Genomic DNA, 23,030 nt, shown 5'->3' with positions numbered 1-23,030 from the left:
GATCTTGAGGCCCGGCTCAGTGGGGGGTGGCGCCGCCCCCCTCCTCGGCGGAGAGTGACGACGCCACCCCGATCGGCTGGACTGTCAGCCGGTGTACTCGATCTTCAGCAGGTCGACCCGGTTGAAGAGGTCGATGTCGACGTTCTTCACCTTGGTCGAGATGCCGTAGTTGTTCTGGCCGAACCGGAGCGGCAGCACCGGCATGTCCTTGGCGAGGAGGTCCTCGGCCTGCTGCCACTTCTGGATGGCGGCGTCCGAGGTGCTGGCCTCCCGGCCTTCCTGGACCAGCTTGTCGAACTCGGCGTTGCTGTAGCCGTAGTAGTTCGACGAGCCGTTGGTGCTGTACAGCGGGCCGAGGTAGTTCTCCATGGACGGGTAGTCCATGATCCAGCCCATCCGGAACATACCGACTTCCTGCTTCTTCTCGACCTTGTTGAGCAGGTCGGCGAACTTGGCGGTCGGGATGCCCACGCACTCCACACCCAGGTTGTTCTTCAGCTGGTTGCAGGTGGCGTCGACCCAGTCCTTGTGACCACCGTCAGCGTTGTAGCTGATCTCGATCTTCGACGGACCGTTGTTCTCCGTGTAGAGCTGCTTCGCCTGGGTGGCGTTGAACTCGCAGTTCGCACCGCAGGTGTTGTCGCGGTAGCCGCCGACGACCGGCGAGACGAACGAGTACGCCGCCTTCTGCGAGCCCTTGAAGACCTGGTCCACGATCGCCTGGCGGTCGATCGCCATCGAGATCGCCTTCCGGACGTTGACGTTCGAGAAGTTCTTGTCGTACGTCGGGAACGCCAGGAACTGGAAGCTCGAGGCCGGGCTGTGCAGGTAACGGTCGCCCAGGTCGCCCTCGGCGGTGGAGAGGTTCTCGGTCGGGATCGTCAGCATGACGTCGTTGTTCCCGGCCAGCAGGTCGGCGTACTCGGCCGAGGGCTGCTGGTAGATGGTGAACTGAACGGCGGTGACCTTCGGCTGAGTGCCCTTGTAGTCGTCGTACTTGGTGACCGAGATCTTCTGGTCGTGCTGCCAGGTGCCGTCCATCTTGAACGGCCCGTCACCGATCGGAGCGTCCTTGAAGGTCGACTTCACGGTGCCGTCGGACTCGAAGGCCGCCTTCGGCAGCGGGTAGAAGGCCGTGTAGCCCAGCATCGTCTTGAAGTCGCTGAACGGGGCCGAGAGCGTCACGGTGAAGGTCGTGTCGTCGACCTTCTTCAGACCGGACAGCTTCTGCGCGGTCGGCGACGGGGACGGGGTCGCGTCCGTGGCCGCCGGGGCAACCTCGTTGTAGCCCGCGATCTGCGAGAAGAAGTACGCGTTCTGGGACGCGCCCTTGTAGGCGGCGGCGTTCCAGGCGTCGATGTAGCTGTCGGACGTGACAGCCTCGCCGTTGTGGAAGGTCCAGCCACTCTTGATCTTGATCGTCCAGACCTTGTTGTCCGACGACGTGATCGACTCGGCCTGAACCTCGACCGGCTTGTTATCGGCGTCGTAGTTCACGAGCGGCGCATAGAGCGCGGCAAGGACCTGCGAACCGCTGGTCTCGTTGGTGTCCGCCGGGGTCAGGTACTGCGGCTCGGCAATACCGATCCTGACGGTGCCGCTGGAGCTGCTACCGCTGTCGCCGCCGCCACCGCAGGCCGAGAGGGCCAGTGCGGCGCTGAGCGGGATCGCAGTCCAGGCAGCAAGCCTGCGAACCTGCATTGAGCCTCCTCATCTCCTACGTCGTCACAGGGTGTGACCCGCGACAACGTCCGGCAAAGGTATGGCGAAGCTCGACGCACACACAAACTCGATCAATCACATTTCTGTGACGATCGAGAGATGTGAACTTGCGCAGCATCTCCTTGCTCTGGTATAGAGCACCGCCCTGCCGGACGGGCGGATATTTCCGGATTATGCCTTATTTAGGAGTTCGCCGGACCGAAGGTGGCCGTCACACTCCGCAAACCCAGCGTGTCCGTTTTATAGCGGTATGGTGGTCCAGATAGTGGAATGATGCAGGTCAGATGGCCGGGAAGTGACACTTTTAACAAACATCACCGCGCAGTTGCTGTCGTTATGGCAGCATCAGCGGGACTTTGATCTTGGGGAGTTATCCACAGGCCTATGGATGTGACGCTGGGTTGTCACAGGGCGTACCCCCGCCGACCGGGCGGAAACGTTCGTGCTGGCACGATGGACGGCGTGACGGCGAGCATCCTGGACGGCAAGGCCACGGCGGCGGCGATCAAAGACGAGCTCAAGGCGCGAGTCGCCCGGCTACACGACCGAGGTGTCGTCCCCGGGCTGGGAACGGTTCTCGTCGGCGACGACCCCGGCTCGCACGCGTACGTGGTCGGCAAGCACCGTGACTGCGCCGAGGTCGGCATCGCCTCGCTGCGCAAGGACCTGCCTGCCGACGCGACCCAGGCCCAGGTCGAGGAGGCGATCGCCGAGCTCAACGCCGACCCGGCGTGCCACGGCTACATCGTCCAGCTGCCCCTGCCGAAGGGGCTCTCCGAGCAGCGCGCCCTGGAACTGATCGACCCCGGCAAGGACGCCGACGGGCTGCACCCGATCAACCTCGGACGCCTCGTGCTCGGCTACCCCGCTCCCCTGCCGTGCACCCCGCGCGGCATCGTGGAGCTGCTGCACCGTTACGAAGTCCCGCTCAACGGGGCCGAAGTGGTGGTCGTCGGCCGGGGCACCACCGTCGGACGTCCCCTCGGGCTGCTGCTGACTCGGCGTACCGAGAACGCCACCGTCACCCTGTGCCACACCGGGACGAAGGACCTCGCTGCGCATACGCGGCGAGCCGACATCGTCATCGTCGCCGCCGGCAACCCCGGCCTGCTCGCCGCGGACATGATCCGCCCGGGCGCGGCCGTCGTGGACGTCGGCATCACCCGGGTCGTCGGCGAGGATGGCAAGGGCCGCTACACCGGCGACGTCGCCCCCGAGGTCGCCGAGGTGGCCGGATGGCTCGCCCCGATGCCCGGGGCGGTCGGTCCGATGACCCGGGCCATGCTGCTCGCCAACGTCGTCGAACGCGCTGAGCAGCTCACGCCCGCTTCCGCTTGACGGTGTGCGCGATCGGCGCGCCGCAAGATCAGCGCGCCGCAAGATCACCGCGTTATCCCGGGATAACGCGGTTATCTGCGCTCGAATAGCCGCATTATCCGGCGTCCTGCGATGATCTTGGGGCACGGATCTCGGCGCACGGATCTTGACGCACGGATCTTGACGCACGAGCCCGCACCGTCGGTGGAGCGCGGAGTCGGCAGGGAGGGCCGCCGACTGGCTCGCGCAAGCGCTCCCCGGCGGCGGCCCGACCGGTGCCCGCGGGAGCGACGGTCGGAACCCCGGCGGACCTGGGAGCTAGATCTTCTCGAGCGAGGCGTGCCGCAGGACCAGCCACATCACCTGGTCGCCGAAGTCGACCTGGACTTGCGCGCGCGGGCCGTGGCCCTCGACGGCGAGCACGCGGCCCATGCCGTAACGCTGGTGGTTGACCCGGTCGCCGGGCTCCAGCGAGGGCACTTTGGCGAGGTCGCTGGCGGTGGCCAGGCGGGACGGGTCGATGCCCATCTTCGAGGCGAGCTGGGTCGCCCGAGCCGTGCCGCCGACGAAGGTCGAGGACCTGTCGCGATCACGGTCCCGCGAGCCGGAGCCGAAGCCACCACCCCACGAGGTCGCCGCGCTCTCGGTCCGCTCCCAGTGGGTGACCTCGGGCGGCAGCTCCTCCAGGAACCGCGACGGCGGGTTGTACTGGGGCTGGCCCCAAGCCGACCGGGTGGCCGCGCGGCTGAGGAACAGTCGCTGGCGAGCGCGCGTGATCCCCACGTACGCGAGCCGCCGTTCCTCCTCCAGTTCGGCGACCTCGCTGAGGCTGCGCATGTGCGGGAAGACGCCGTCCTCCAGACCGGTCAGGAAGACCACCGGGAATTCGAGGCCTTTCGCGGTGTGGAGCGTCATGAGCGTGACGACGCCCTGGTGGTCGGGGTCGTCGCTGGGGATCTCGTCGGCGTCGGCGACCAGGGCCACCTGCTCGAGGAAGCCGTCCAGAGTGGCCGGTTCCTCGGCGTCCCCGGCGCGCTCGGTGTACTCGCGGGCGACGCTGACGAGTTCCTGGAGGTTCTCCACCCGGCCTTCGTCCTGCGGGTCGAGGCTGCCTTCCAGCTCGGTGAGGTAGCCGGAACCGGTCAGCACGAGTTCGAGGACCTCTTCCGGCGGCGCGGTCCGGGCCTTGTCCCGGGCGTCGTCCATGAGCTGCACGAACTCGCGGATCGAGTTCGCCGCCCGGGTGGAGATGCCGGGCGCTTCGGAGGCGCGCCGCAGGGCCGCCCCGAAGGAGATCCGATCCCGGTTGGCCAGCGCCTCGACGCACGCCTCGGCCCGATCGCCGATGCCCCGGCGGGGGGTGTTGAGGATTCGACGGACCGAGACGGTGTCGTCCTCATTGGCCACGGCGCGCAGGTACGCCAACGCGTCCTTGACCTCTTTGCGCTCGTAGAACCGGACACCGCCGACGACCTTGTAGGGCAGGCCGAATCGGATGAAGACTTCTTCGAACACCCGGGACTGGGCGTTGGTCCGGTAGAAGACCGCGACGTCGCCCGGGCGCGCCTCGTCCTTGTCGGCCATGGAGTCGATCTGGCGTGCCACCCAGTCGGCCTCGGCGTGTTCGGAGTCGGCGACGTAGCCGACGATCTTCTCGCCTTCGCCCTGGTCGGACCACAACCGCTTGGGTTTGCGCCCGGAGTTGCGGTCGATCACGGCGTTCGCCGCGGTCAGGATGGTCTGGGTCGACCGGTAGTTCTGTTCCAGCAGGATCGTGCGCGCCTGCGGGTAGTCGCGCTCGAACTCGAGGATGTTGCGGATGGTCGCGCCACGGAAGGCGTAGATGGACTGGTCGGCGTCGCCGACGACGCAGAGCTCGCCGGTCTCCCCCACCAGCTCCTTGACCAGCTGATACTGCGCGTGGTTGGTGTCCTGGTACTCGTCGACGAGCACGTGCCGGAACCGCCGCCGGTACTTGTCGGCCACCTCCGGCTTGCTCTGGAGCAAGTGGACGGTCCGCATGATGAGGTCGTCGAAGTCCATCGCCTGCGCCTCGGCCAGCCGCCGCTGATACAGCGTGTACGCCTCGGCCAGCGCACGCTCGTGCGGGCCGGCGGGCTGGAACGAGTCGGGATCGATCAGCTCGTTCTTCAGGTTGCTGACCTGGGTGACCAGGGCCCGTGGCGGATAGCGCTTCGGATCGAGGTCCAGCTCCCGGGCCACCATCGTCATCAACCGGCGCGAGTCGTCGGTGTCGTAGATGGTGAAGCTGCTCTTGAGCCCGGCCGCCTCGTGCTCCGCGCGAAGGATGCGTACGCAGGCGGAGTGGAACGTGCTCACCCACATCAGCCGGGCCCGGCTGCCCACGACGGCCGCGACGCGTTCCTTGAGCTCACCGGCGGCCTTGTTCGTGAAGGTGATCGCCAGGATCTCCCCGGGATGAACGTCGCGCGCCGCCAGCAGGTACGCGATCCGCTGCGTCAGCACCCGGGTCTTGCCGGAGCCCGCGCCCGCCACGATCAGCAACGGCGACCCCGAATGGGTGACCGCCTCCCGCTGCGGCGGGTTGAGCCCGGCCAGCAGCTCTTCCACCGACGGCTTCGGCCGCCGGGGTTTCTCCTCGGGCCGGCTCGGCCCGGGAACGGGCTGGGCAGCGGCGCGCGACCCGCCGCCGGACGGTTTTCCGTCATCGGCGGGCGGCTGGGCAGGGAGGTCGAATAGCGCGTGCATCGGGTGTGAAGTCTATGTCCGCCCACCGACATCGGCGAAGGCGCGCACGCCGGAGCCGTTTCCAGGCAGCTGTCAGAAATTCACATCAGGCGCTCTGGTGCCCGGCGTGGCACAACCGCGAAGATGGGGCGACAAACCCCCGACTCCGGAGGCTCACCATGTCTTCAACCCGCCGATCCAGCCGGTTCGCGCTGGTCCGGCTCTCCGCCGTCCCGGCGCTGGCGCTCGCGGTGGTGCTCGCGCTGCCCCTGGCCGACGCCGGGCGTACCGACCGGGCGGGTGAGAGCGGCTGGACCCCGCTCAGCCCGGTCTCGGTCACCTATGACCAGAAGGTGCCGCCGGGTCAGACCGCGCACGGCAACCTGCTGGCGTTCAACGACTTCCACGGGGCGATCGACCCGCCCACCGGCAGCGGCGGCCTGATCAACGGCACCCCGGCCGGCGGCGTGGAGTTCCTGACCACCTGGGTGAAGAAGCTGCGCGCCGAGGCCGAGGCCTCCGGCGAGCGGTCGCTCACCGTGGCGGCCGGCGACCTCATCGGCGCCAGCCCGTTGGTCAGCGCCGGATTCCACGACGAGCCGAGCATCGAGCTGATGGACAACCTCGGGCTCGACGTCGCCTCGGTCGGCAACCACGAGTTCGACGAGGGCACCGACGAGCTGCTGCGCATGCAGAACGGCGGCTGCCACCCGGTCGACGGCTGCCTCGACGGCGACGGGTTCGCCGGGGCCGAGTTCGAGTACCTCGCGGCCAACGCGATCGTCAAGGACACGGGCAAGTCGCTGCTGCCGTCGGTCACCGTGAAGAACTTCCAGGGCGTACGCGTCGGGTTCGTCGGCATGACGCTGCAGAACACGGCGGGCATCGTCGACCCGGCCGGCATCTCCAGCATCGAGTTCAAGAGCGAGGTGGAGACGGCGAACAAGCAGGCCCAGCTGCTGCAGCGGGCGGGTGTCTCCGCCGTCGTGCTGCTGATCCACGAAGGTGGTCAGCAGAACGCCCCCGCGCCGCTCGACATCTCCGGCTGCGCCGCGTTCGCCGGGGCGATCACCCCGATCGTCGCCGGTCTCGACCCCGCCTTCGGGCTGGTCGTGTCCGGGCACACGCACCGCTACTACTCCTGCGCTCTGCCCAACTCGGCCGGTACGCCGATCGCGGTGACCAGCGCCGGAAGCAACGGCCAGCTCGTCACCGACATCTCGTTCACGCTGGACAAGAAGACCGACAAGTTCACCTCGGTCGAGGCGCACAACGTGATCGTGGAGAACGGCGTACGCAACGCCGACGGCTCGTGGCAGATCGACGCCAGCGGCATTCCGGTCCGCAACGAGGCGTTGAAGGACGCGACCGCGAAGACGATCGCCGACAAGTACCGCGACAAGATCAAGCCGATCCAGAACAAGGTCGTCGGCAAGATCACCGGCGACATCACGCGTACCGCCGTGGCCAGCGGGGAGAGCCCGCTCGGTGACGTGGTCGCGGACGCGCAGCTGGCGTACACCCAGTCGGCCGGGGCGCAGATCGCCCTCATGAACCCGGGCGGCATCCGCGACAACCTCGTCTTCGCCGCGTCGACCGGCGGCGAGCCCGCCGGCGACATCACCTACGGCGAGTGCTTCATCGTCCAGCCGTTCAACAACACGCTGGTCACCAAGACGATGACCGGCGAGCAGCTCCGCTGGGCGCTGGAGCAGCAGTTCGTCGGGTTCGAGGGCCAGAGCTCCACCAAGATCCTGCAGGTGAGCAGCGGCTTCACCTACACGTACTCGGCGAGCGCCGCCCTGGGCAGCCGTATCTCGAACCTCGCCCTCAACGGGGTGGCCATCGACCCGGCCGCCACGTTCCGGGTGACGATGAACGGCTTCCTCGACGGCGGTGGCGACTTCACCGCGTACAACCCGGACGGGACGGTCAAGAACCCGAGCCGGCTCAACGTGGGCACCGACAAGATCGTGCACCCGGGCTTCGACATCGACGCCCTGGTCGCGTACTTCGGGGCCAACAGCCAGGTGGCTCCGGGCCCGGCCAACCGGATCACCCGCGTCGCCTGACTCTCACATCGTGGTCGGGCCTGGTGACGGGCCCGACCACCGTGCCATAGTGGTCAAGTGCTTCAGCAGGTGCGATTTTATTTTTACGGCTTCGGGAGTCCCGCTGCCGTAGGTCGCGCCTGAGCGCATACCGACCGACGAAAGCCCCGGGCTCCACGAGCCCGGGGCTTTTCGCTGCCTAGGGCCGAAACCGGACGCAGACCCAAGGAGAACACGATGACCACCACGGCCCTCACCGGCACGAACGACGGCCTCAGCGGCACTGGTACGCGGGAAGAAGACGCCGCCGGGCAGATCCTGGATCTCCGCGCGCGGATCGACGAGATCGATGCCGCGCTGATCTCGCTCTGGAAGGAGCGCGCCGGGATCTCCCAGCGAGTCGGGGCGACCCGGGTCGCCTCGGGCGGCACGCGCCTGGTGCTCTCCCGGGAGCGGGAGATCCTCGACCGGTTCCGCAACGAGCTGGGCGCCGACGGTACGCAGCTTGCCCTGCTCATCCTCCGGGCCGGCCGCGGCCCGCTGGGGACCGGCGCGACCGCCGAGTGAGGCTCAGACCAACCGGCGATCGGCCGCCCAGCGGGACAGCTCGTACCGGTTGGACATCTGCAGCTTCCGGAGCACGTTGCTGACGTGCGTCTCGACCGTCTTGATCGAGATGTAGAGCTCCTTGGCGATCTCCTTGTACGCGTAACCCCGGGCGAGCAGGCGCAGCACTTCACGCTCCCGGTTGGTGAGCTGATCGAGTTCGGGGTCGGCGAGCGATGCGTCCGGGCGGGCGGCGAAGGCGTCCAGGACGAACCCGGCCAGCCGGGGGCTGAAGACGGCGTCGCCGTCGGCCACCCGGCGAATGGCGGCGGCCAGCTCATCCGGGGAGATCGTCTTCGTGACGTATCCCCGGGCCCCGGCGCGGATGAGGCCGATGACGTCCTCCGCCGCGTCGGAAACGCTCAGGGCGAGGAACCGCACCTGCGGGTACGCCCGCCGGGTGGCTTCGAGGACGGCCCGCCCGCCGCCCTCGGGCATGTGGACGTCGAGCAGCACGACGTCGGGCTGGTGCGCGGCGATGGCCGAGATCGCCTCGGGGACGGTGGCGGCCTCGCCGATGACGTCCACGTGGACGCCCAGCTCGGCGCGTACGCCCGCGCGGAACATCGCGTGATCGTCGACGAGGAAGACGCGCAGCCGGCGCGGCGCGGACTCGGTCGGGGTGGGCTGAGTGGTGTCGCCGCTCATCAGGCTGTCTCCTTGCTGGTGCCGATCGGCAGGTGCAGACGCACCTCGGTGCCCTCGCCCGGCTCGCTGCGGATCTCCGCCCGGCCGCCGTGGCGTTGCATCCGGCCGACGATGGAGCCTCTCACGCCGTGCCGGTTGTCGTCGATTGTGGACATGTCGAACCCGACGCCGCGGTCGCGGACGAACACGCTCATCTCGTCCGGTTCCACTTCGGCGTACAACGAGACGGTGCCGACCTTGGCATGCCGGGCGGCGTTGACCAACGCCTCCCGCGTCGCGGCGACCAGCGCCCGGATCCGATCGTCCACCTTGCAGTCGCCGACCACGACCGTCTCGACCGCGATCGCGAAGGTGTCCTCCACCTCGGCCGCCGCCTCCTCGACCGCGGCCGCGAAGTACTCCTCGGCCGAGCCCATCGGCTTGTAGAGCCAGTTCCGCAGCGACCGTTCCTGGCCGCGGGCGAGCCGGGTGACCGTGGCGGTGTCGGCGGCGTTGCGCTGGATGAGGGCCAGCGTGTGCAGAACCTGGTCGTGCACCATCGCAGCCAGCTCCGCACGCTCCTGTTCCCGGATGCGGCCTTCCTTCTCCGCCCGCAACGCCGTCGCCGTACGCCACAACGTGGGGGCGGCGACCACCCCGACGCCGGTCAGCGCGATGAGCGCGAAGACGACCGCGAACGCCACGACGGACAGGCTCGGGCCCTCGACCGGGGAGTAGAGCGTGGCCAGGCCGATGATGCCGACCGCGACCAGCAGACCGCCGCCGAGCAGGCTGAGCACGAACGCGGGCCGGCGATCGCCGCCGAGCAGGCCGGTCAGCTTCGTCAGCCGGCCCGGTTCGGCCTGATGCCAGATCAGGCCGCCGCCGAGCACCACGAGGGCCAGCAGCCAGCCGGCCGCCAGGGAGATCCCGTCGCCGCCGAAGAGCAGCGTCATCGCCACGATGATGCCGAAGCCGAGGATCAGATACGGGATGGTCTTCACCAGATCGCGACGAACCGGGACATCGCTGTCCTCGTCGCGCATGACCGCCCAATAGACGGCGTACAGCACAGCGCCGAGCCCATGAGCGGCCAGCAGCACGAGGAACACCACCCGGATGGCGGCCACTGGCACGCGGACGTGCTCGGCGATGCCACCGGCGACGCCGGCGACCATGCGATCCGAGCGGCTGCGGCGCAGCGGGGCGTACGCGGTGGTGGTCACCTGACGATCGTCACATGCCCGCTGCGCGGCGACGACCCTACGCGACCCTGATTCTGTTGTGAGCTGGATTATCAGGGTGGGCTCAGGGTCGGCGCCGGAGGTCTCTGGGGCCCCTCGGGCCGCAGGATGGTGCCATGACCGAGTTCGACGACGCCCAGCGAGCGCCACAGCCGCCCGCGGAGAGCGATCCGCCTCCGCCGGAGGCCGCCGCGAGCACACCGCCGCCCGGTGCGGAGACGCCGCCGGGTGCCGCGGACGCGACCACACCACCACCGCCGGGGCCGCAGACGCCGCCGCCCGGCTACCAGCCTCCCCCATCGGGCGCGTTCGCCGCCCGCTACGGGCTCGTCCGCCCGCGTACCGGCCGTTATCTGGCCGGCGTCAGCGGCGCGCTCAGCCGGGCCACCAACACCGATCCGGTGCTCTGGCGCGTCCTGTTCGTCGTCCTCACCTTCTTCGGCGGGTTCGGCATCCTGGCGTACATCGTGCTGTGGCTGGGCACACCGGCCGACGGGGACACCGCGTCACCGGCCGAGGCGCTGTTCGGACGCGGACGGTCCAGCACTTCCTCGACGCTGACCGTGATCGCCGGGGCCATCACGCTGCTGATCTTCTTCGGCACCCTGGACGACCGGCCCTGGCCCGTCCTGTGGTTCCTGCTGATCGCGGCGGCCATCGTCTTCGCGGTGTATATGCAGCGCAATCGAGGTGCTCGCCCGCCCGCGCCGACAGCTCCGGCCGCTCCCACCGCAGCCACGCCGCCGGCCGGCTCCACCGCGGCCCACTATCCCGCGTACGCCCCGTCGAACGCCGTGACGGAGCCGATCCCGCCGGTGGGCGCACCGGTGCCGCCGCCGACCGCGCCCGGCTACCAGCCGGCGTTCGCCCCGCACGGGCCGTTCGCGGGCGCACCGACTCCTCCGCCGTTGAAGCCGCTCAAGCCGCCGAAACTGCCGAAGGAGCACTCCCGGCTCGGTTCGCTGATCTTCTCTATCGGACTCGTGGTGCTCGGCCTCATGGGTCTGCTCGACGTCGCGAACGTGGCGGACATCAGCGCCGCCGCTTACGTGGCCGCCGCGCTGGGCGTCGTCGGGTTCGGCCTCGTCCTGGGAGCCTGGCTCGGCCGGGCCCGGGGCTGGATCTTCATCGGGCTGGGGCTGGTGCTCGCGCTGAGCATCACCTCTATCGACGAGCGCGACCGGAACTGGGATGCCGCCCGCAACGGCGGTGGCGAGATCGTCTGGCAGCCGACCACCCTGGCCGCGCTGCGGGGCGACTACGAGCACAAGGCGGGCAGCGCCACCCTCGACCTGACCGATCTCGACTTCACCGGGCAGGAACGGACGGTCCGGGTCAAGATCCAGGCGGGCAACCTCCAGGTGCTCCTGCCGGACAAGGTCGACGTCACCGCGGTGGCCGACGTACGCCTCGGCAGCGCGACGATCTTCGACCGCAACGCCAACGGCGTACGCATCAACGACTTCACCGTCACCGACCTCGGAACCGACGGTGAAGGCGGCGGCAAGCTGCACCTGGAGCTGGACGTGAGCCTGAGCGACGCGGAGGTCTACCGATGAAGAAGCACCCGCTCGACCTGACGTCGCTGATCTTCGGCCTGGTCTTCCTCCTGGTCGCCGGGCTCTGGACGGTGCACCGGACGATCGACATCGAGCTGCCGCCGGCCGGCTGGTTCGTCGCCGGGGGCCTGATCCTGGTCGGGCTGCTCGGCATCGGCTCGATCGTCCGCGGCGTGCTGCGCGGCGATCGACCCGCGGCGGAATCCGAGGACGGCGGGGCCGACACCCAGCCGCCGATGCACGGATAGCCGCGAATCCCAAGGGGGGATGGGCAGGGCGTCGGGATGGGGGTCCCGGCGCCCTGCCGGCTTCCCGGCCCGACCCGTGCGGCGACGTCCACGCCGTACCGGCGGATCAGGGTTCTCGGTCGAATCTTGGGGGAAGATTCGACCCGGAACCCTGATCCAGCGCTAAAGGCAGCGCCCCGGGGCGAGCGCCGGAGCGCCAAGGGCGGCCGCTACGCGAGAGCGAGCGCCGTGAGCGCGTGTCGGCCCCGGCGCATATGCTGAGGCCCGTACGCGCCGATGACGAAGGTGGAGTCAACTCATGTCGCAGGCATCGCTCGGCCCCCTCGGCCAGGTCAGGATCGGGGAGCGCGCCGCCCGCACGCTCACCGCCGAGCTGCAGCGCCACCCGGGACCGAAGTCCGCCCTGATCGTGGGAGCTGGACCGGATTCGCTGGTGCTCGGGGAGGCGCTCGACGCCCTTCAGCCCGACGACCAGCTCACGATCGTCGGCGGGGACCAGGTCGCCGCCCTGCGGGCGTACATCGCAGGGCTGGACACGGAGATCGCCGAGGCGTGCACCGTCGTCCAGACGCCGACGGAGGCCAGCCCGGCCGAGATCGTGATCGTCGCCGAGCCCGTCGTCGGCGCGGCCGAGGACGCCCGGCTGACCATCGAGAGCTTGACCAAGCTGGTCGCCGAGGGCGGCGTACTGGTCGTGGCGGTCGTCGCCGTGCCGGGGGTCGCCGGTGGCGCGGCCGACGAGCTGGACCGCCGCTCCGCGCAGTTCGGCGTCGGCGCCGACCTCGTCCTGCTCAACACCCCGCCGGTGCGGGTGCACAAACTGCGCTTCAGCGAGGCCGATGCCGCCGTCGCCGCGGGGCTGGCTCCGGCGTACCGGACTTCCAGCGTGCCGCTGACCAGCACGATGCACATCGACTCCAACGGCGTCGCGGCGGCCGGCATCGCGCTCGGCCTGGCCGCCGTTCTGCGTACGGTCCGCCCGAAGTCCAAGGCGTGGCTGGTCCCGGCGCTCGCCGCCGGTCCGGTGGCGGCCTTCTTCCGCGACCCGCACCGCCATGTCCCGGCCGATCCGGCGGCCGTCGTCGCCGCCAGCGACGGCAAGGTGCTCTCGGTCGAGCGTCTCTACGACGAGCGGTTCGCCGACGAGGAGTTTCTGCGCATCGCGGTCTTCCTGTCCGTGCTCGACGTGCACGTCAACCGGTCGCCGGTCGCCGGCAAGGTGGTCGACTACTTCGTCGAGGACGGCGGTTACGCGGCGGCGATGAAGCCCGAGGCGGAGCACAACGTCGCGGCGTACACCGTCCTCGAGGACGCACTCGGGCACGGCAAGGTCGTGATCGCCCAGCGTACTGGCCTGATCGCGCGGCGGATCGTGCAACGGGCGCCCGTCGGCGCACTGCTGGCCAAGGGCGAGCGGTTCGGGCTCATCCGGTTCGGCTCGCGTACCGACGTTTATCTGCCCGCGTCGGCGGCGGAGGCTGTGGTCGCCCCCGGAGACCGAGTGATCGGCGCGGAGACGGTCATCGCCCGCTGGCTGTAGCGAAAAGGCAAGAACGGCGCGCCTGGTGACCAGGCGCGCCGTTTGCTTGCGCTTCGTCTAGACTCGCGCGCTCTTGCGCTGATACGCCCACAGCAGCGGACCGCTCAGCAGGTAGGCGAGCACCACCAAGCCGAAGGTGAGCCGCGGATTGAGCAGCGCGCCGAAGACGGGCAGGATGAGCAGCCACGGGGGCAGCCGGAAGACCTTCACGAGTTTGGCGTAGGGGAAGCTGGAGACCATCGCGATCGCGATGAGCGCGACTCCGGCGACCATCACCGAACCGGGCAGGCCCAGACCGAGCAGCACGCTCAGGGCGAGTACCGCCGCCGCCATCGTCGTCGGCACGCCGCAGAAGAAGCGGCCGTCCTTGGGCGAGACGTTGAACCGGGCGAGCCGGATCGCGGCACATGCGGCGACCAGCGCACACGTCCCGATCAGGACGCCGGTCGGCACCTCGCCACGCAGCGCGGCGTAGACGACGACGGGCGCGGCGATGCCGAAACTCGTCATGTCGCCCAGCGAGTCCATCTGTACGCCGAACGGGCTGGCGACGCCGAACTTGCGGGCCAGCGCCCCGTCGAGCCCGTCGAAGGTGATGCAGGCGAGCAGGCAGGCAGCGCCGAGTCGGGGGTCCGCTCCGGCCACTGCCAGCATGATCGCCGTCATGCCCAGCAGCAGGCTGGCCAGGGTGCAGCCCTGGACCACGGCGAACTTGACCCGGCGGCTGACGGACCGCTCGCCCGGGAGCAGTGGAATGGGTGCGGGCGGCACGGGAGTCGCGGGCACCTCGACCGTCACGATCGGGGCGGGGCTGACCGGGGCGAGTGCCTCGATCTGAGCCAGGCTCCGCGGGTCGAGGTCCGGCAGCCGTGTGGCGCTCGGCACAGGGGCGTCGATGACCGGTGTCGCACCGCGCTGACGACCCACCCGAACCAGCAGCATCTGCCGGGCGAAACTACTGCCCTGACGCAGGCGGCCGGCCCATTGCCGCCCTTGCGGGCGCGGGCTGTCCGTCGTACGGCGCCGACGCCAGATGGCTCTCGGCACGTGTCCCTCCATCGCCGAACGGTTCCTCTCCGCCGCCTCGACGGCCGCTCGGCTGTGCGGTACACGATCGCACATCCGGGCACGGCTTGGCGATACCCATCGAGGACTCAGACCGGCGATTCACAGGCGATTCGGTCCGATTGTCGAGGATATTTCGCATCCCGAGGGGGCATAACGGCTGGTAGATCAACTACAGAACGTGACCAGCACGGATCTATCGGGCATCAACTCTACCCGAAGGCATCCACCGTTCTCTGCTACCGCCGTCACAGGCGGCGCATCGCCCGCCGGGTGAGATCGGTGATCGTCAGCGTCGCGACCTCGGCCGGGAGGAACCAGCCCGACTGTGCGGTCGAGCCACCGGCGGCCTCGGTGACCGTCGCCGATGTGGGCGAGCTCACCGTGCCGCGGAACACGGAGCGGACCGAGAACCAGTCCATCGGCACGCCCTCCGGGCCCATGGCCGCCGGATTGTGGAAGAACGACACGTCGAGCAGCTCGCCCACCTCGGCCCGCTGGCCGGTCTCCTCGAAGACCTCCCGGACCACCGCCTGCGTCGGCTGCTCGCCGAAGTCCGTGCCGCCGCCGGGCAGATGCCACCGCCCCTCGCCGGGGTAGCCGCGGGCGATCTGGCTGAGTAGCACCCGGCCGTCCGGATCGGTGATCAACCCGTACGCCGCGAACCGCCGGACGCGGTTGGCCGGTTCCTCCGGATCGTCGAACGGCCGGCTTCGCTGGTTGATCTCGTTGCCGAGGTCCGATCCGAGCAGGACCCGGGCGGCGAACGGAACGAGCTCGACGGACTCCGGATCGATCCACTCGGCGAGTTCGCCCTCCTCCGGGGTGAGCGTCCCGGCGACGATCTTCACGTCGAAGACCAGCCGATCGTGGTGCTGAAGGACGCCGAGCTGCGGAAACTCGATCAGATCGGCGGACACGTCGCGTACGCCGACGACCTCGACGTCGAATCCGGTCTCCTCCTGGAACTCCCGGATCACCGCAGCGCGTGGATCCTCCGCGTGATCGAGACCGCCCCCGGGCAGGTGCCATCGCGGGGTGGGCGCCGACGACCCGGAGACCAGCAGGACTCGCCCTTGCTCGTCGCGTACGACCCCGTATGCCCCGATTCTCCGACGCTTCTCCACGGCTTCACCGTAGCGGCACCGGGCGACGCGCTGGGACCGCCTCGGATGGCCGTGGGGTAAACGCTTCCAGGCATCGGACGCTGCGAATCTGCTCAGCATGTGGAATCGGACATCTTGCCAGGATCTTCGCCTGGCGGGAGAATGATTCTCTGTGACTACCGACGTCGAGCTCTCCCTTGACGGAGCCGGCGACCGGCTTGCTCCGGTACGCCGGATCGCCGCGTACGCCGTGGTGAGCCGCGAGGATGCGGCACATCCCGGACGGCAGGAGATCCTCCTGGTCCGCAACTCCGACCGGTCGGGCACGCCCGGCGTCTGGTCCCTCCCCGGTGGCGCCGTCGACCACGGTGAGCACCCCAACGACACGGCGATCCGGGAGACGGCGGCCGAGACCGGCTTGTCGATCTCCCTGACCGGGCTCCGCGACGTCCTCGCCGACCTGCGCGCCCTGCCGCACCGCGGCGTCACGATTCACACCGATCGGCTCATCTATTCGGGTCGAATCCGCGGGGGTGCCCTCCGGGAAAGGCACGATCAGGCGACCGACCTAGTCCGCTGGGTTCCGCTCGACGAAGCCGGGCAGTTGTTGCTGCGCCCGTTCACCGCTGACGCGCTCGGCGTACCGGCCGCCGAGGTGGACCTGCGGCCCGACGAGATCCCCGACTTCCCCAGCTTCCATATCGAGGAAGGTAACGACGGGTTGCACCGCACGCAGCGCTTCGCGGCGTACGCGGTGGCGACCGACCGGCTCGACCGGGTGCTGCTGACCCGGGTCTCCCCCGGGTACCCCGGCGAGGGGCGCTGGCACCTACCCGGCGGCGGCACGGACTTCGGCGAGCAGCCGGCGCACGCGCTGATCCGGGAACTGCTCGAGGAGACCGGGCAGGCCGGGCGGCTGGGCGGGCTCCTGGGCGTGGCCAGCCACCGTGATCCGGCGTCGCTGGGGCCCGAAGGCTTCCCGATCGACTGGCACGGCGTACGCGCCTTCTACCGAGTCACCGTCGAGAGGGCCACTCAGCCCCGCGTTCATGACAAAGGCGGCTCGACCTCCGGTGCCTACTGGCTCCCCAAGGACGAAGTCGAGGCCCTCACGGAGGATGAGATGACCGAAGTCACCGCGGACGCCCTCAAAGCCGCAGGCCTGTAGTCGTCAGTTGATCATGAGGTTCGGTGGTCCGACACGCCGACGAGGCGGACCTTAGGTTCATGATCAACGCGAAGGGGTTACTCCCACTCGATGGTGCCCGGGGGCTTGCTGGTCACGTCGAGCACCACCCGGTTGACCTCGCGGACCTCGTTGGTGATCCGGGTCGAGATCTGGGCGATGACGTCGTTGGGCAGCCGCGACCAGTCCGCCGTCATGGCGTCCTCACTGGACACCGGCCGGAGGACCACCGGGTGCCCATAGGTACGCCCATCGCCCTGTACGCCCACCGACCGGACGTCGGCGAGCAGCACCACCGGGAACTGCCAGACGTCGCGGTCGAGCCCGGCGGCGGTCAGCTCCTCGCGGGCGATCTTGTCGGCGGCGCGCAGGATGTCGAGGCGCTCGCGGTCGACCGCGCCGATGATCCGGATGGCGAGGCCGGGGCCGGGGAACGGGTGCCGCCAGACCATCTCGTCGGGCAGGCCGAGGGTGGCGCCGAGCGTCCGGACCTCGTCCTTGAACAGCGTACGCAGCGGCTCGACCAGCTGGAACTGAAGGTCATCGGGCAGGCCGCCGACGTTGTGGTGGGACTTGATGTTGGCGGTGCCGGTGCCGCCGCCGGACTCGACGACGTCCGGGTAGAGCGTGCCCTGCACGAGGAACCGGACGTCGCCGACGGACGCGATCTCGCGGGCGGCCGCCTCGAAGACCCGGATGAACTCCCGGCCGATGATCTTGCGCTTCTGCTCGGGGTCGGTGACGCCGGCGAGCGCGGTCAGGAAACGCTCGGCGGCGTCCACGACCTTCAGCTTGATCCCGGTCGCGGCGACGTAATCGCGCTCGACCTGCTCGGCCTCGCCCGCCCGGAGCAGCCCGTGGTCCACGAAGACGCAGGTGAGCTGGTCGCCGACGGCCTTGTGGACGAGCGCGGCGGCCACCGCCGAGTCGACGCCGCCCGACAGCCCGCAGATCACCTCGGCCGAGCCGACCTGGGTCTGAATGGCGGCGACCTGGTCGTCGATGATGTTGCCCATGGTCCAGGTGGGCTCGATCTTCGCGATGTCGTAGAGGAAGCGCTCCAGCATCTTCTGGCCGTGCGGCGTATGCCCGACCTCCGGGTGGAACTGCACTCCGGCGAAGCCCTGTGCGACGTGCTCGAACGCGGCCACCGGCGCGCCCGCCGAGGAGGCGGTCACGGTGAAGCCCTGCGGCGCTGCGGAGACTGAGTCGCCGTGGCTCATCCACACGCTCTGCTCGGCCGGCAGCCCGCCCATCAGCGTGCTGTCTCCGGCCAGCTGCAGGACAGTCCCGCCGAACTCCCGCTTGCCAGTGTGCGCCACCGTGCCACCGAGCGCCTGCGCCATCGCCTGGAAGCCGTAGCAGATGCCGAAAACCGGCACGTCCGCGTCGAACAGCTTCGCGTCGATCTGCGGCGCGCCCGGCTCGTAGACGCTCGACGGGCCGCCCGACAGGATGATCGCGGCCGGATCCTTCGCCAGCATCTCGGCGATCGGCATCGAATGCGGCACGATCTCCGAGTAGACCTTCGCCTCGCGTACTCGGCGGGCGATCAGCTGGGCGTACTGGGCTCCGAAGTCCACCACGAGGACCGGGCGCGGCGTCGTCATGCCGTCAACCCTATCGTGCGGACCGCTGTGATCAGCGTCTCGTCAGGGCCGCCGGAGCGGTGTCCGGCACGGCCGGGTGAGCTGGGAAGACCGGTTCGATCCGGGCGTAGGCCGCGCCCAGCGGCGGCCGCGGATCCGCCTCACCCTTGTTCGGCCAGAACGAGAAGGCCCGCTCGGCCTGCGCGGTGATCGTCAGCGACGGGTTCACCCCCAGGTTCGCGGTCACCGCGGCCCCGTCGACGACGTGCAGGCCGTCGTGTCCGAAGATCCGGTGGTACGCGTCTACGACGCCGTCTTCGGCGGTGGCTCCGATCGCAGCACCACCCAGGATGTGCGCCGTCATCGGGACGTTGAACGCCTCGGGCACCGAGCCGCCCGGTATCCCGCCGATCTCGTCGGCGAGGAGGCGTACCGCCTGATTTCCGGCCGGAATCCAGGTCGGGTTGGGCTCGCCGTGGCCGTGCCGGGCGCGCAGCGATCGCCGGTGCCACACCGTCGCCAGGGAGTTGTCGAGGGACTGCATGACCAACGCGATGATCGTGCGTTCCGACCAGCGGCGTACGAGGATCATCTGCGCGGTCGTCAGCGGCTGTCGCAGCATCGTGCCCAGCCAGCGCAGCGGCCGCCGGGGACCACCGTCGACCAGGAGACTCTGGAGCAGCCCCATCGCGTTGGAGCCCTTGCCGTAGCGGACCGGTTCGATGTGCGTACGCGAGTCGGGGTGGAACGAGCTAGTGATGGCTACGCCTTCGCTGTAGTCGACGCCGCCGCGCTTGAAGTCGCCCAACCGCATCGCCGCGCCGAGCAACGCCTCCGAGTTGGTACGCGTCAGCGCGCCGACACGAGGCGACAGTGCGGGCAGGTCGCCGGAGTGACGGGCGGCATGCAGGAGCCGTTGGGTGCCGAGCGCTCCAGCCGCGAAGACGACCTGATCCGCCTCGATCACGCCCCCGCCGATCGCCCGGGAGCGCTTGCGGAATCGGGCGTTCGTCCGCTCGATTTCGATCCGATAGCCGCCTGCGGGGTTCGCCGCCACCCGGGTCACCGTCGTGTACGCGTACACCTGCGCACCGAGCTGCTCGGCGAGATGGAGATAGTTCTTCATCAGGGTGTTCTTCGCGCCGTGCCGGCAACCCGTCATGCACTGTCCACAATGCAGACACCCGGTCCGATCCGGCCCCACACCACCGAAGTACGGGTCGGCGACCTTCTCGCCGGGACGGCCCAGATGCACGCCCACCGGGGTCAGCCGGAACGACTTACCGACGCCCATCCGCTCGGCGACCTTCTTCATCGCCACGTCCGGCGGGGTCATCCGGTCGTAGGTCACCACCCCGAGCATGCGCTCGGCCTGGTCGTAGTGCGGGGCCAGTTCGTCGGCCCAGTCGGTGATCCCACGCCACTGGGGATCGGCGTAGAAGTCGGGCAGCGGGCGGTAGAGCGTGTTGGCGTACACGAGGCTGCCGCCGCCGACGCCCGCACCGGACAGCACCATCACCCCGGCACCCCGCTGACCCTTGGCCGGGCGCAGCAAGGTGATCCGCTGTATGCCGTAGCAGCCGAGCGCGGGCGCCCACAGATAGCGCCGCAGTCGCCAGCTCGTCTTGGCGAAGTCGGCGTCGGCGAACCGGCGGCCGGCCTCCAGCACGGCGACCGAATACCCCTTCTCGGCCAGCCGCAACGCGGCCACACTCCCGCCGAACCCGGAGCCGATGACGACGACGTCGAACCTCATCCGTGGATTATTACCACCGAGTAACCTGTGCCGCTAGGGGTGAGCCGGCCGATCGGTGTCGTATAGCCAGTCCTGGAACAGCGCCTGCAACGACTGCCCGCTGATCCGCTCCGCGACCGCCTGGAACTCCGACGTCGTCCCATTGCCGTCCCGCTTCTCCGCCGCCCAGGTCCTGAGGATCGAGAAGAACTTCTCGTCGCCGACCTTCAGCCGCAGTGCATGCAGCGCCATGCCGCCCCGTTGATAGACCGAGCTGCTGAAGACCTTACTCGCGCCGGGCGCGGCCGGCGGCGTACGCCAGATGGGGCTGAACTCGTTGCGGTATTGGCTCTCGAACTGGCCGGAGACCGTCGGTCCACCAGCGTGCTCCTGCCACATCCATTGGGCGTACGTGGCGAACCCTTCATTGAGCCAGATGTCGGCCCACTGCTTCACCGAGACGCTGTCGCCGAACCACTGGTGCGCCAGCTCGTGAGCGACGACGCCACCGCGGTCGCCGTTGTCCACCATGGACGCCGGATAGATCGGCCGGGTCTGCGTCTCCAGCGAGAAGCCCAGCTCCGGGTCGTCCACCACGATCGCCCCGTACGCCTCGAACGGATACGCCCCGAAGTACTGCTCGAAGTAGTCGCAGATCTCCGGAGTCTTCGCCACAGCCGCCTCGACCTGGGAGCCGGTGATCGTCTTCGCGATCGCGATGCGGACGGGCTTGCCGTTGTGCGTACTCTCGACGGTCCGTAGGTCTCCGACTGCGAAAGTGCTGAGGTAGGACGCCATCGGCGAGCCCACCTGCCACTTCCACGTCGTCCAGCCACCGGCGGACTGTTTGCCGGCGAGCACACCGTTGCTGATGACCTCTTCACCCTCCGGCACGGTGAAGCTCATCGTGTACTTCGCCTTGTCCGACGGATGGTCGTTGACCGGGAACCAGGTGCTCGCCGACTCGGGCTCGCCCGCCATGTACTCGACGCCGTTGATCCGACGGAATCCGGTCTGCCCCAACGTGAGCGATGAGATCTCGCTCGGCTTTCCGGCGTACCGGATGATCGTGGTGAAGGCCGACCCCGACGTGAGCGCGACCTTGGGCCGGATGACCAGCTCGTCGCCGTCGCGGCTGAAGGTGGCGGGGTCCGCGCCGACCTGTACGCCGGCCACCTTGAGCCCGCGCAGGTCGAGGTTGAACTGCTGGAGCGCGGCGGTCGCCTTCGCGGTGAGCGTGGCGACGCCCTCGATGCTGCCGTCGGCGGTGAGCTTGATCGCGAGGTCGTAGGTCTGCACGTCGAAGCCGCCGTTGCCGTACGTCGGGAAGTACGGGTCGCCGATTCCGGCCGAGCCGATGCCCTGCGTCACCGACTCCGGGGCGACCGGAGTCGGCATCGACGGCAGCGTGATCGGATCCGTGCCGGTCGCCTGGCAGCCGGCTAGAGCCGAGGCCAGCAGAAAGGCGACCGTACCGCTGAGAATGCCGCGCCGCATGGCAGCAAAGCTATCAGCGGTCGAGCATCAAGCCGACTTTTTGGAACTCCTTGACGTCGCGATAGCCGCACTTGGCCATGGCGCGCTTGAGCCCGCCGAACAGGTTCATCCGGCCGTACGGGTCGTCGGACGGGCCGTAGAGCACGTGCTCCAGGCTGCCCATGGGCTCGGCGTAGTAGCCGACCGCGCCACGCGGCAGCTTCGGGTGGCTCGCCGCCGGGTGCCACCACAGGCCCCCGGCCGGAGCGCCCTCGGCCAGCGTCAACGGCGCGCCCAGCATGACCGCGTCGGCGCCGCAGGCGAGCGCCCGGGCGATGTCGCCGGAGGTGTGGATGTCTCCGTCGGCGATCAGGTGGACGTAGCGACCACCGGTCTCGTCGAGATAATCCCGGCGCGCGGCCGCCGCGTCCGCGATCGCGGTCGCCATCGGCACCCGGATGCCGAGCACGGTGTCGCTGGTGGAGTCGTCGTCCGCGCCCACGCCGACGATGACCCCGGCCGCTCCCGTACGCATCAAATGCAGCGCGGTCTGGTAATTCGTGCAGCCGCCGACGATCACGGGGAGATCGAGGTCGGCGATGAACTCCTTGAGGTTCAGCGGCTCGTCCACAGTGGAGACGTGCTCCGCCGAGACGACGGTGCCCTGGATGACGAGCAGATCCACGCCCGCATCCAGGATCACCGGGGCGAGCGCGAGCGTGTGCTGCGGCGAAACGCGTACCGCCACGGTGATCCCGGCTTCCCGCATGACGCGAACCCGCTCGGTGATCAGCTCGGGTTTGATCGGCTCGGCATACAGCTCCTGGAGCCGCGGCGTGATCGGCTCGTCCGCCTCGACCACCGTCCGCAGATCGGCGAGCAGCTTCGACGGGTCCTCGTACCGGGTCCACAGGCCCTCGACGTTGAGGATGCCGAGCCCGCCGAGCCGGCCGAGCTCGATCACCCGGTCGGGCGACATCGTCGCGTCGCTCGGATGCGCGGCGCACGGGATCTCGAACCGGTACGCGTCGAGCTGCCAGGCGGTGGAGACGTCGTCGACGTCCCGGGTCCGGCGGCTCGGCACGATGGCCACGTCGTCGAGGTGATAACCGCGCTGCGCGGCCTTCCCCAGTCCGATCTCGACGGTGTCACGCATGGGCGGCCCTTCAGCGGGATTGGTAGTTCGGGGCTTCGACGGTCATCTGGATGTCGTGCGGGTGGCTCTCCTTGAGCCCCGCCGAGGTGATCCG

17 protein-coding genes are annotated in these 23,030 nt (G+C 69.3%); 7 read left to right on the top strand and 10 right to left on the bottom strand.

Translation table 11 applies throughout. The annotated features are described in order from the left end of the window. Window positions 1-84 precede the first annotated feature (84 nt). Complete coding sequence (locus HOV77_RS30160) at window positions 85-1,701, bottom strand: ABC transporter substrate-binding protein (protein WP_290868286.1); 1,617 nt, start codon at window positions 1,699-1,701, stop codon at window positions 85-87. 483 nt (window positions 1,702-2,184) lie between these two features. Here HOV77_RS30160 and HOV77_RS30155 point away from each other — a divergent pair, with 483 nt between their 5' ends. Further along, the gene (locus tag HOV77_RS30155) at window positions 2,185-3,060 is read left to right on the top strand and encodes a bifunctional methylenetetrahydrofolate dehydrogenase/methenyltetrahydrofolate cyclohydrolase (RefSeq protein WP_290868284.1); all 876 of its coding nucleotides are present in this window, start codon (window positions 2,185-2,187) and stop codon (window positions 3,058-3,060) included. A 297-nt stretch (window positions 3,061-3,357) separates the two neighbouring features. Here the strand turns inward: HOV77_RS30155 and pcrA are convergent, their stop codons facing one another. Continuing rightward, window positions 3,358-5,769 carry a DNA helicase PcrA gene (gene pcrA / locus HOV77_RS30150; RefSeq protein ID WP_290868283.1) on the bottom strand — a complete coding sequence of 804 codons (2,412 nt, stop codon included), beginning with the start codon at window positions 5,767-5,769 and terminating at the stop codon, window positions 3,358-3,360. A 158-nt stretch (window positions 5,770-5,927) separates the two neighbouring features. Between pcrA and HOV77_RS30145 the strand changes: the two genes are divergently transcribed. After that, a complete protein-coding gene (locus tag HOV77_RS30145) occupies window positions 5,928-7,820 on the top strand; it encodes a bifunctional metallophosphatase/5'-nucleotidase (RefSeq protein ID WP_290868281.1) in 1,893 nt (630 codons plus the stop codon). A 216-nt stretch (window positions 7,821-8,036) separates the two neighbouring features. Next, window positions 8,037-8,366 (top strand): chorismate mutase, encoded by a 330-nt coding sequence (locus tag HOV77_RS30140; protein ID WP_290868279.1) that lies wholly within the window; start codon window positions 8,037-8,039, stop codon window positions 8,364-8,366. Between the two features lie 3 nt (window positions 8,367-8,369). Here HOV77_RS30140 and HOV77_RS30135 read toward each other — a convergent pair whose 3' ends face one another. Together HOV77_RS30135 and HOV77_RS30130 are read right to left on the bottom strand one after the other, a co-directional pair. Continuing rightward, window positions 8,370-9,053 (bottom strand): response regulator transcription factor, encoded by a 684-nt coding sequence (locus HOV77_RS30135; RefSeq protein WP_290868277.1) that lies wholly within the window; start codon window positions 9,051-9,053, stop codon window positions 8,370-8,372. Next, window positions 9,053-10,258: an ATP-binding protein gene (locus HOV77_RS30130; RefSeq protein WP_290868274.1), complete on the bottom strand. Its 1,206-nt coding sequence runs from the start codon at window positions 10,256-10,258 to the stop codon at window positions 9,053-9,055. The genes HOV77_RS30135 and HOV77_RS30130 overlap by 1 nt, the downstream gene beginning before the upstream one ends. Before the next feature lie 134 nt (window positions 10,259-10,392). On the opposite strand from HOV77_RS30130, the gene HOV77_RS30125 reads away from it, so the two are divergent. From HOV77_RS30125 to HOV77_RS30115, 3 genes are all read left to right on the top strand, one after another. After that, window positions 10,393-11,835: a PspC domain-containing protein gene (locus HOV77_RS30125; protein WP_290868271.1), complete on the top strand. Its 1,443-nt coding sequence runs from the start codon at window positions 10,393-10,395 to the stop codon at window positions 11,833-11,835. Then, the gene (locus tag HOV77_RS30120; RefSeq protein ID WP_290868269.1) at window positions 11,832-12,083 is read left to right on the top strand and encodes a hypothetical protein; all 252 of its coding nucleotides are present in this window, start codon (window positions 11,832-11,834) and stop codon (window positions 12,081-12,083) included. Before HOV77_RS30125 ends, HOV77_RS30120 begins: the two co-directional genes overlap by 4 nt. Window positions 12,084-12,381: 298 nt before the next feature. Then, on the top strand, window positions 12,382-13,623 hold the full coding sequence (locus HOV77_RS30115; protein ID WP_290868266.1) for a phosphatidylserine decarboxylase: 1,242 nt from the start codon (window positions 12,382-12,384) through the stop codon (window positions 13,621-13,623). 57 nt (window positions 13,624-13,680) lie between these two features. Here the strand turns inward: HOV77_RS30115 and HOV77_RS30110 are convergent, their stop codons facing one another. Both HOV77_RS30110 and HOV77_RS30105 read right to left on the bottom strand, forming a co-directional pair. Beyond that, a complete protein-coding gene (locus HOV77_RS30110; protein WP_290868371.1) occupies window positions 13,681-14,595 on the bottom strand; it encodes a CDP-alcohol phosphatidyltransferase family protein in 915 nt (304 codons plus the stop codon). 341 nt (window positions 14,596-14,936) lie between these two features. Next, complete coding sequence (locus HOV77_RS30105) at window positions 14,937-15,815, bottom strand: NUDIX domain-containing protein (protein WP_290868263.1); 879 nt, start codon at window positions 15,813-15,815, stop codon at window positions 14,937-14,939. A gap of 151 nt (window positions 15,816-15,966) precedes the next feature. Here HOV77_RS30105 and HOV77_RS30100 point away from each other — a divergent pair, with 151 nt between their 5' ends. Continuing rightward, window positions 15,967-16,962, top strand: a complete 996-nt coding sequence (locus HOV77_RS30100; protein WP_290868262.1) for an NUDIX hydrolase — start codon at window positions 15,967-15,969, stop codon at window positions 16,960-16,962. Window positions 16,963-17,039: 77 nt separating this feature from the next. Here HOV77_RS30100 and guaA read toward each other — a convergent pair whose 3' ends face one another. Genes guaA through HOV77_RS30080 form a run of 4 tightly spaced genes read right to left on the bottom strand, consistent with a single transcriptional unit; the run spans window position 17,040 to window position 22,936 of the window. Further along, the gene (gene guaA, locus HOV77_RS30095; protein WP_290868259.1) at window positions 17,040-18,590 is read right to left on the bottom strand and encodes a glutamine-hydrolyzing GMP synthase; all 1,551 of its coding nucleotides are present in this window, start codon (window positions 18,588-18,590) and stop codon (window positions 17,040-17,042) included. 31 nt (window positions 18,591-18,621) lie between these two features. Next, entirely contained in the window at window positions 18,622-20,325 is a 1,704-nt protein-coding gene (locus HOV77_RS30090; protein ID WP_290868256.1) for a GMC family oxidoreductase, read from the bottom strand. Window positions 20,326-20,358: 33 nt separating this feature from the next. Then, window positions 20,359-21,801 carry a M1 family metallopeptidase gene (locus HOV77_RS30085; RefSeq protein ID WP_290868253.1) on the bottom strand — a complete coding sequence of 481 codons (1,443 nt, stop codon included), beginning with the start codon at window positions 21,799-21,801 and terminating at the stop codon, window positions 20,359-20,361. 13 nt (window positions 21,802-21,814) lie between these two features. Further along, window positions 21,815-22,936 (bottom strand): GuaB3 family IMP dehydrogenase-related protein, encoded by a 1,122-nt coding sequence (locus HOV77_RS30080; protein WP_290868250.1) that lies wholly within the window; start codon window positions 22,934-22,936, stop codon window positions 21,815-21,817. Between the last annotated feature and the right edge of the window lie 94 nt (window positions 22,937-23,030).

The sequence above is a fragment of the Hamadaea sp. genome, assembly GCF_013362815.1.
Classification (GTDB): Bacteria; Actinomycetota; Actinomycetes; order Mycobacteriales; family Micromonosporaceae; genus Hamadaea.
The sequence above is the reverse complement of the archived record's forward strand: the minus strand, read 5'-3'. Positions and strand labels throughout refer to the sequence as shown.

Excerpts from the sequence above, each read along its gene's own strand:
- HOV77_RS30120 (WP_290868269.1), top strand. The coding sequence starts at position 11,832 with ATGAAGAAGCACCCGCTCGACCTGACGTCGCTGATCTTCGGCCTGGTC.
- HOV77_RS30080 (WP_290868250.1), bottom strand. The coding sequence starts at position 22,936 with ATGCGTGACACCGTCGAGATCGGACTGGGGAAGGCCGCGCAGCGCGGT.
- HOV77_RS30115 (WP_290868266.1), top strand. The coding sequence starts at position 12,382 with ATGTCGCAGGCATCGCTCGGCCCCCTCGGCCAGGTCAGGATCGGGGAG.
- HOV77_RS30090 (WP_290868256.1), bottom strand. The coding sequence starts at position 20,325 with ATGAGGTTCGACGTCGTCGTCATCGGCTCCGGGTTCGGCGGGAGTGTG.
- HOV77_RS30140 (WP_290868279.1), top strand. The coding sequence starts at position 8,037 with ATGACCACCACGGCCCTCACCGGCACGAACGACGGCCTCAGCGGCACT.
- guaA (WP_290868259.1), bottom strand. The coding sequence starts at position 18,590 with ATGACGACGCCGCGCCCGGTCCTCGTGGTGGACTTCGGAGCCCAGTAC.
- HOV77_RS30160 (WP_290868286.1), bottom strand. The coding sequence starts at position 1,701 with ATGCAGGTTCGCAGGCTTGCTGCCTGGACTGCGATCCCGCTCAGCGCC.
- HOV77_RS30085 (WP_290868253.1), bottom strand. The coding sequence starts at position 21,801 with ATGCGGCGCGGCATTCTCAGCGGTACGGTCGCCTTTCTGCTGGCCTCG.
- pcrA (WP_290868283.1), bottom strand. The coding sequence starts at position 5,769 with ATGCACGCGCTATTCGACCTCCCTGCCCAGCCGCCCGCCGATGACGGA.
- HOV77_RS30135 (WP_290868277.1), bottom strand. The coding sequence starts at position 9,053 with ATGAGCGGCGACACCACTCAGCCCACCCCGACCGAGTCCGCGCCGCGC.
- HOV77_RS30145 (WP_290868281.1), top strand. The coding sequence starts at position 5,928 with ATGTCTTCAACCCGCCGATCCAGCCGGTTCGCGCTGGTCCGGCTCTCC.
- HOV77_RS30125 (WP_290868271.1), top strand. The coding sequence starts at position 10,393 with ATGACCGAGTTCGACGACGCCCAGCGAGCGCCACAGCCGCCCGCGGAG.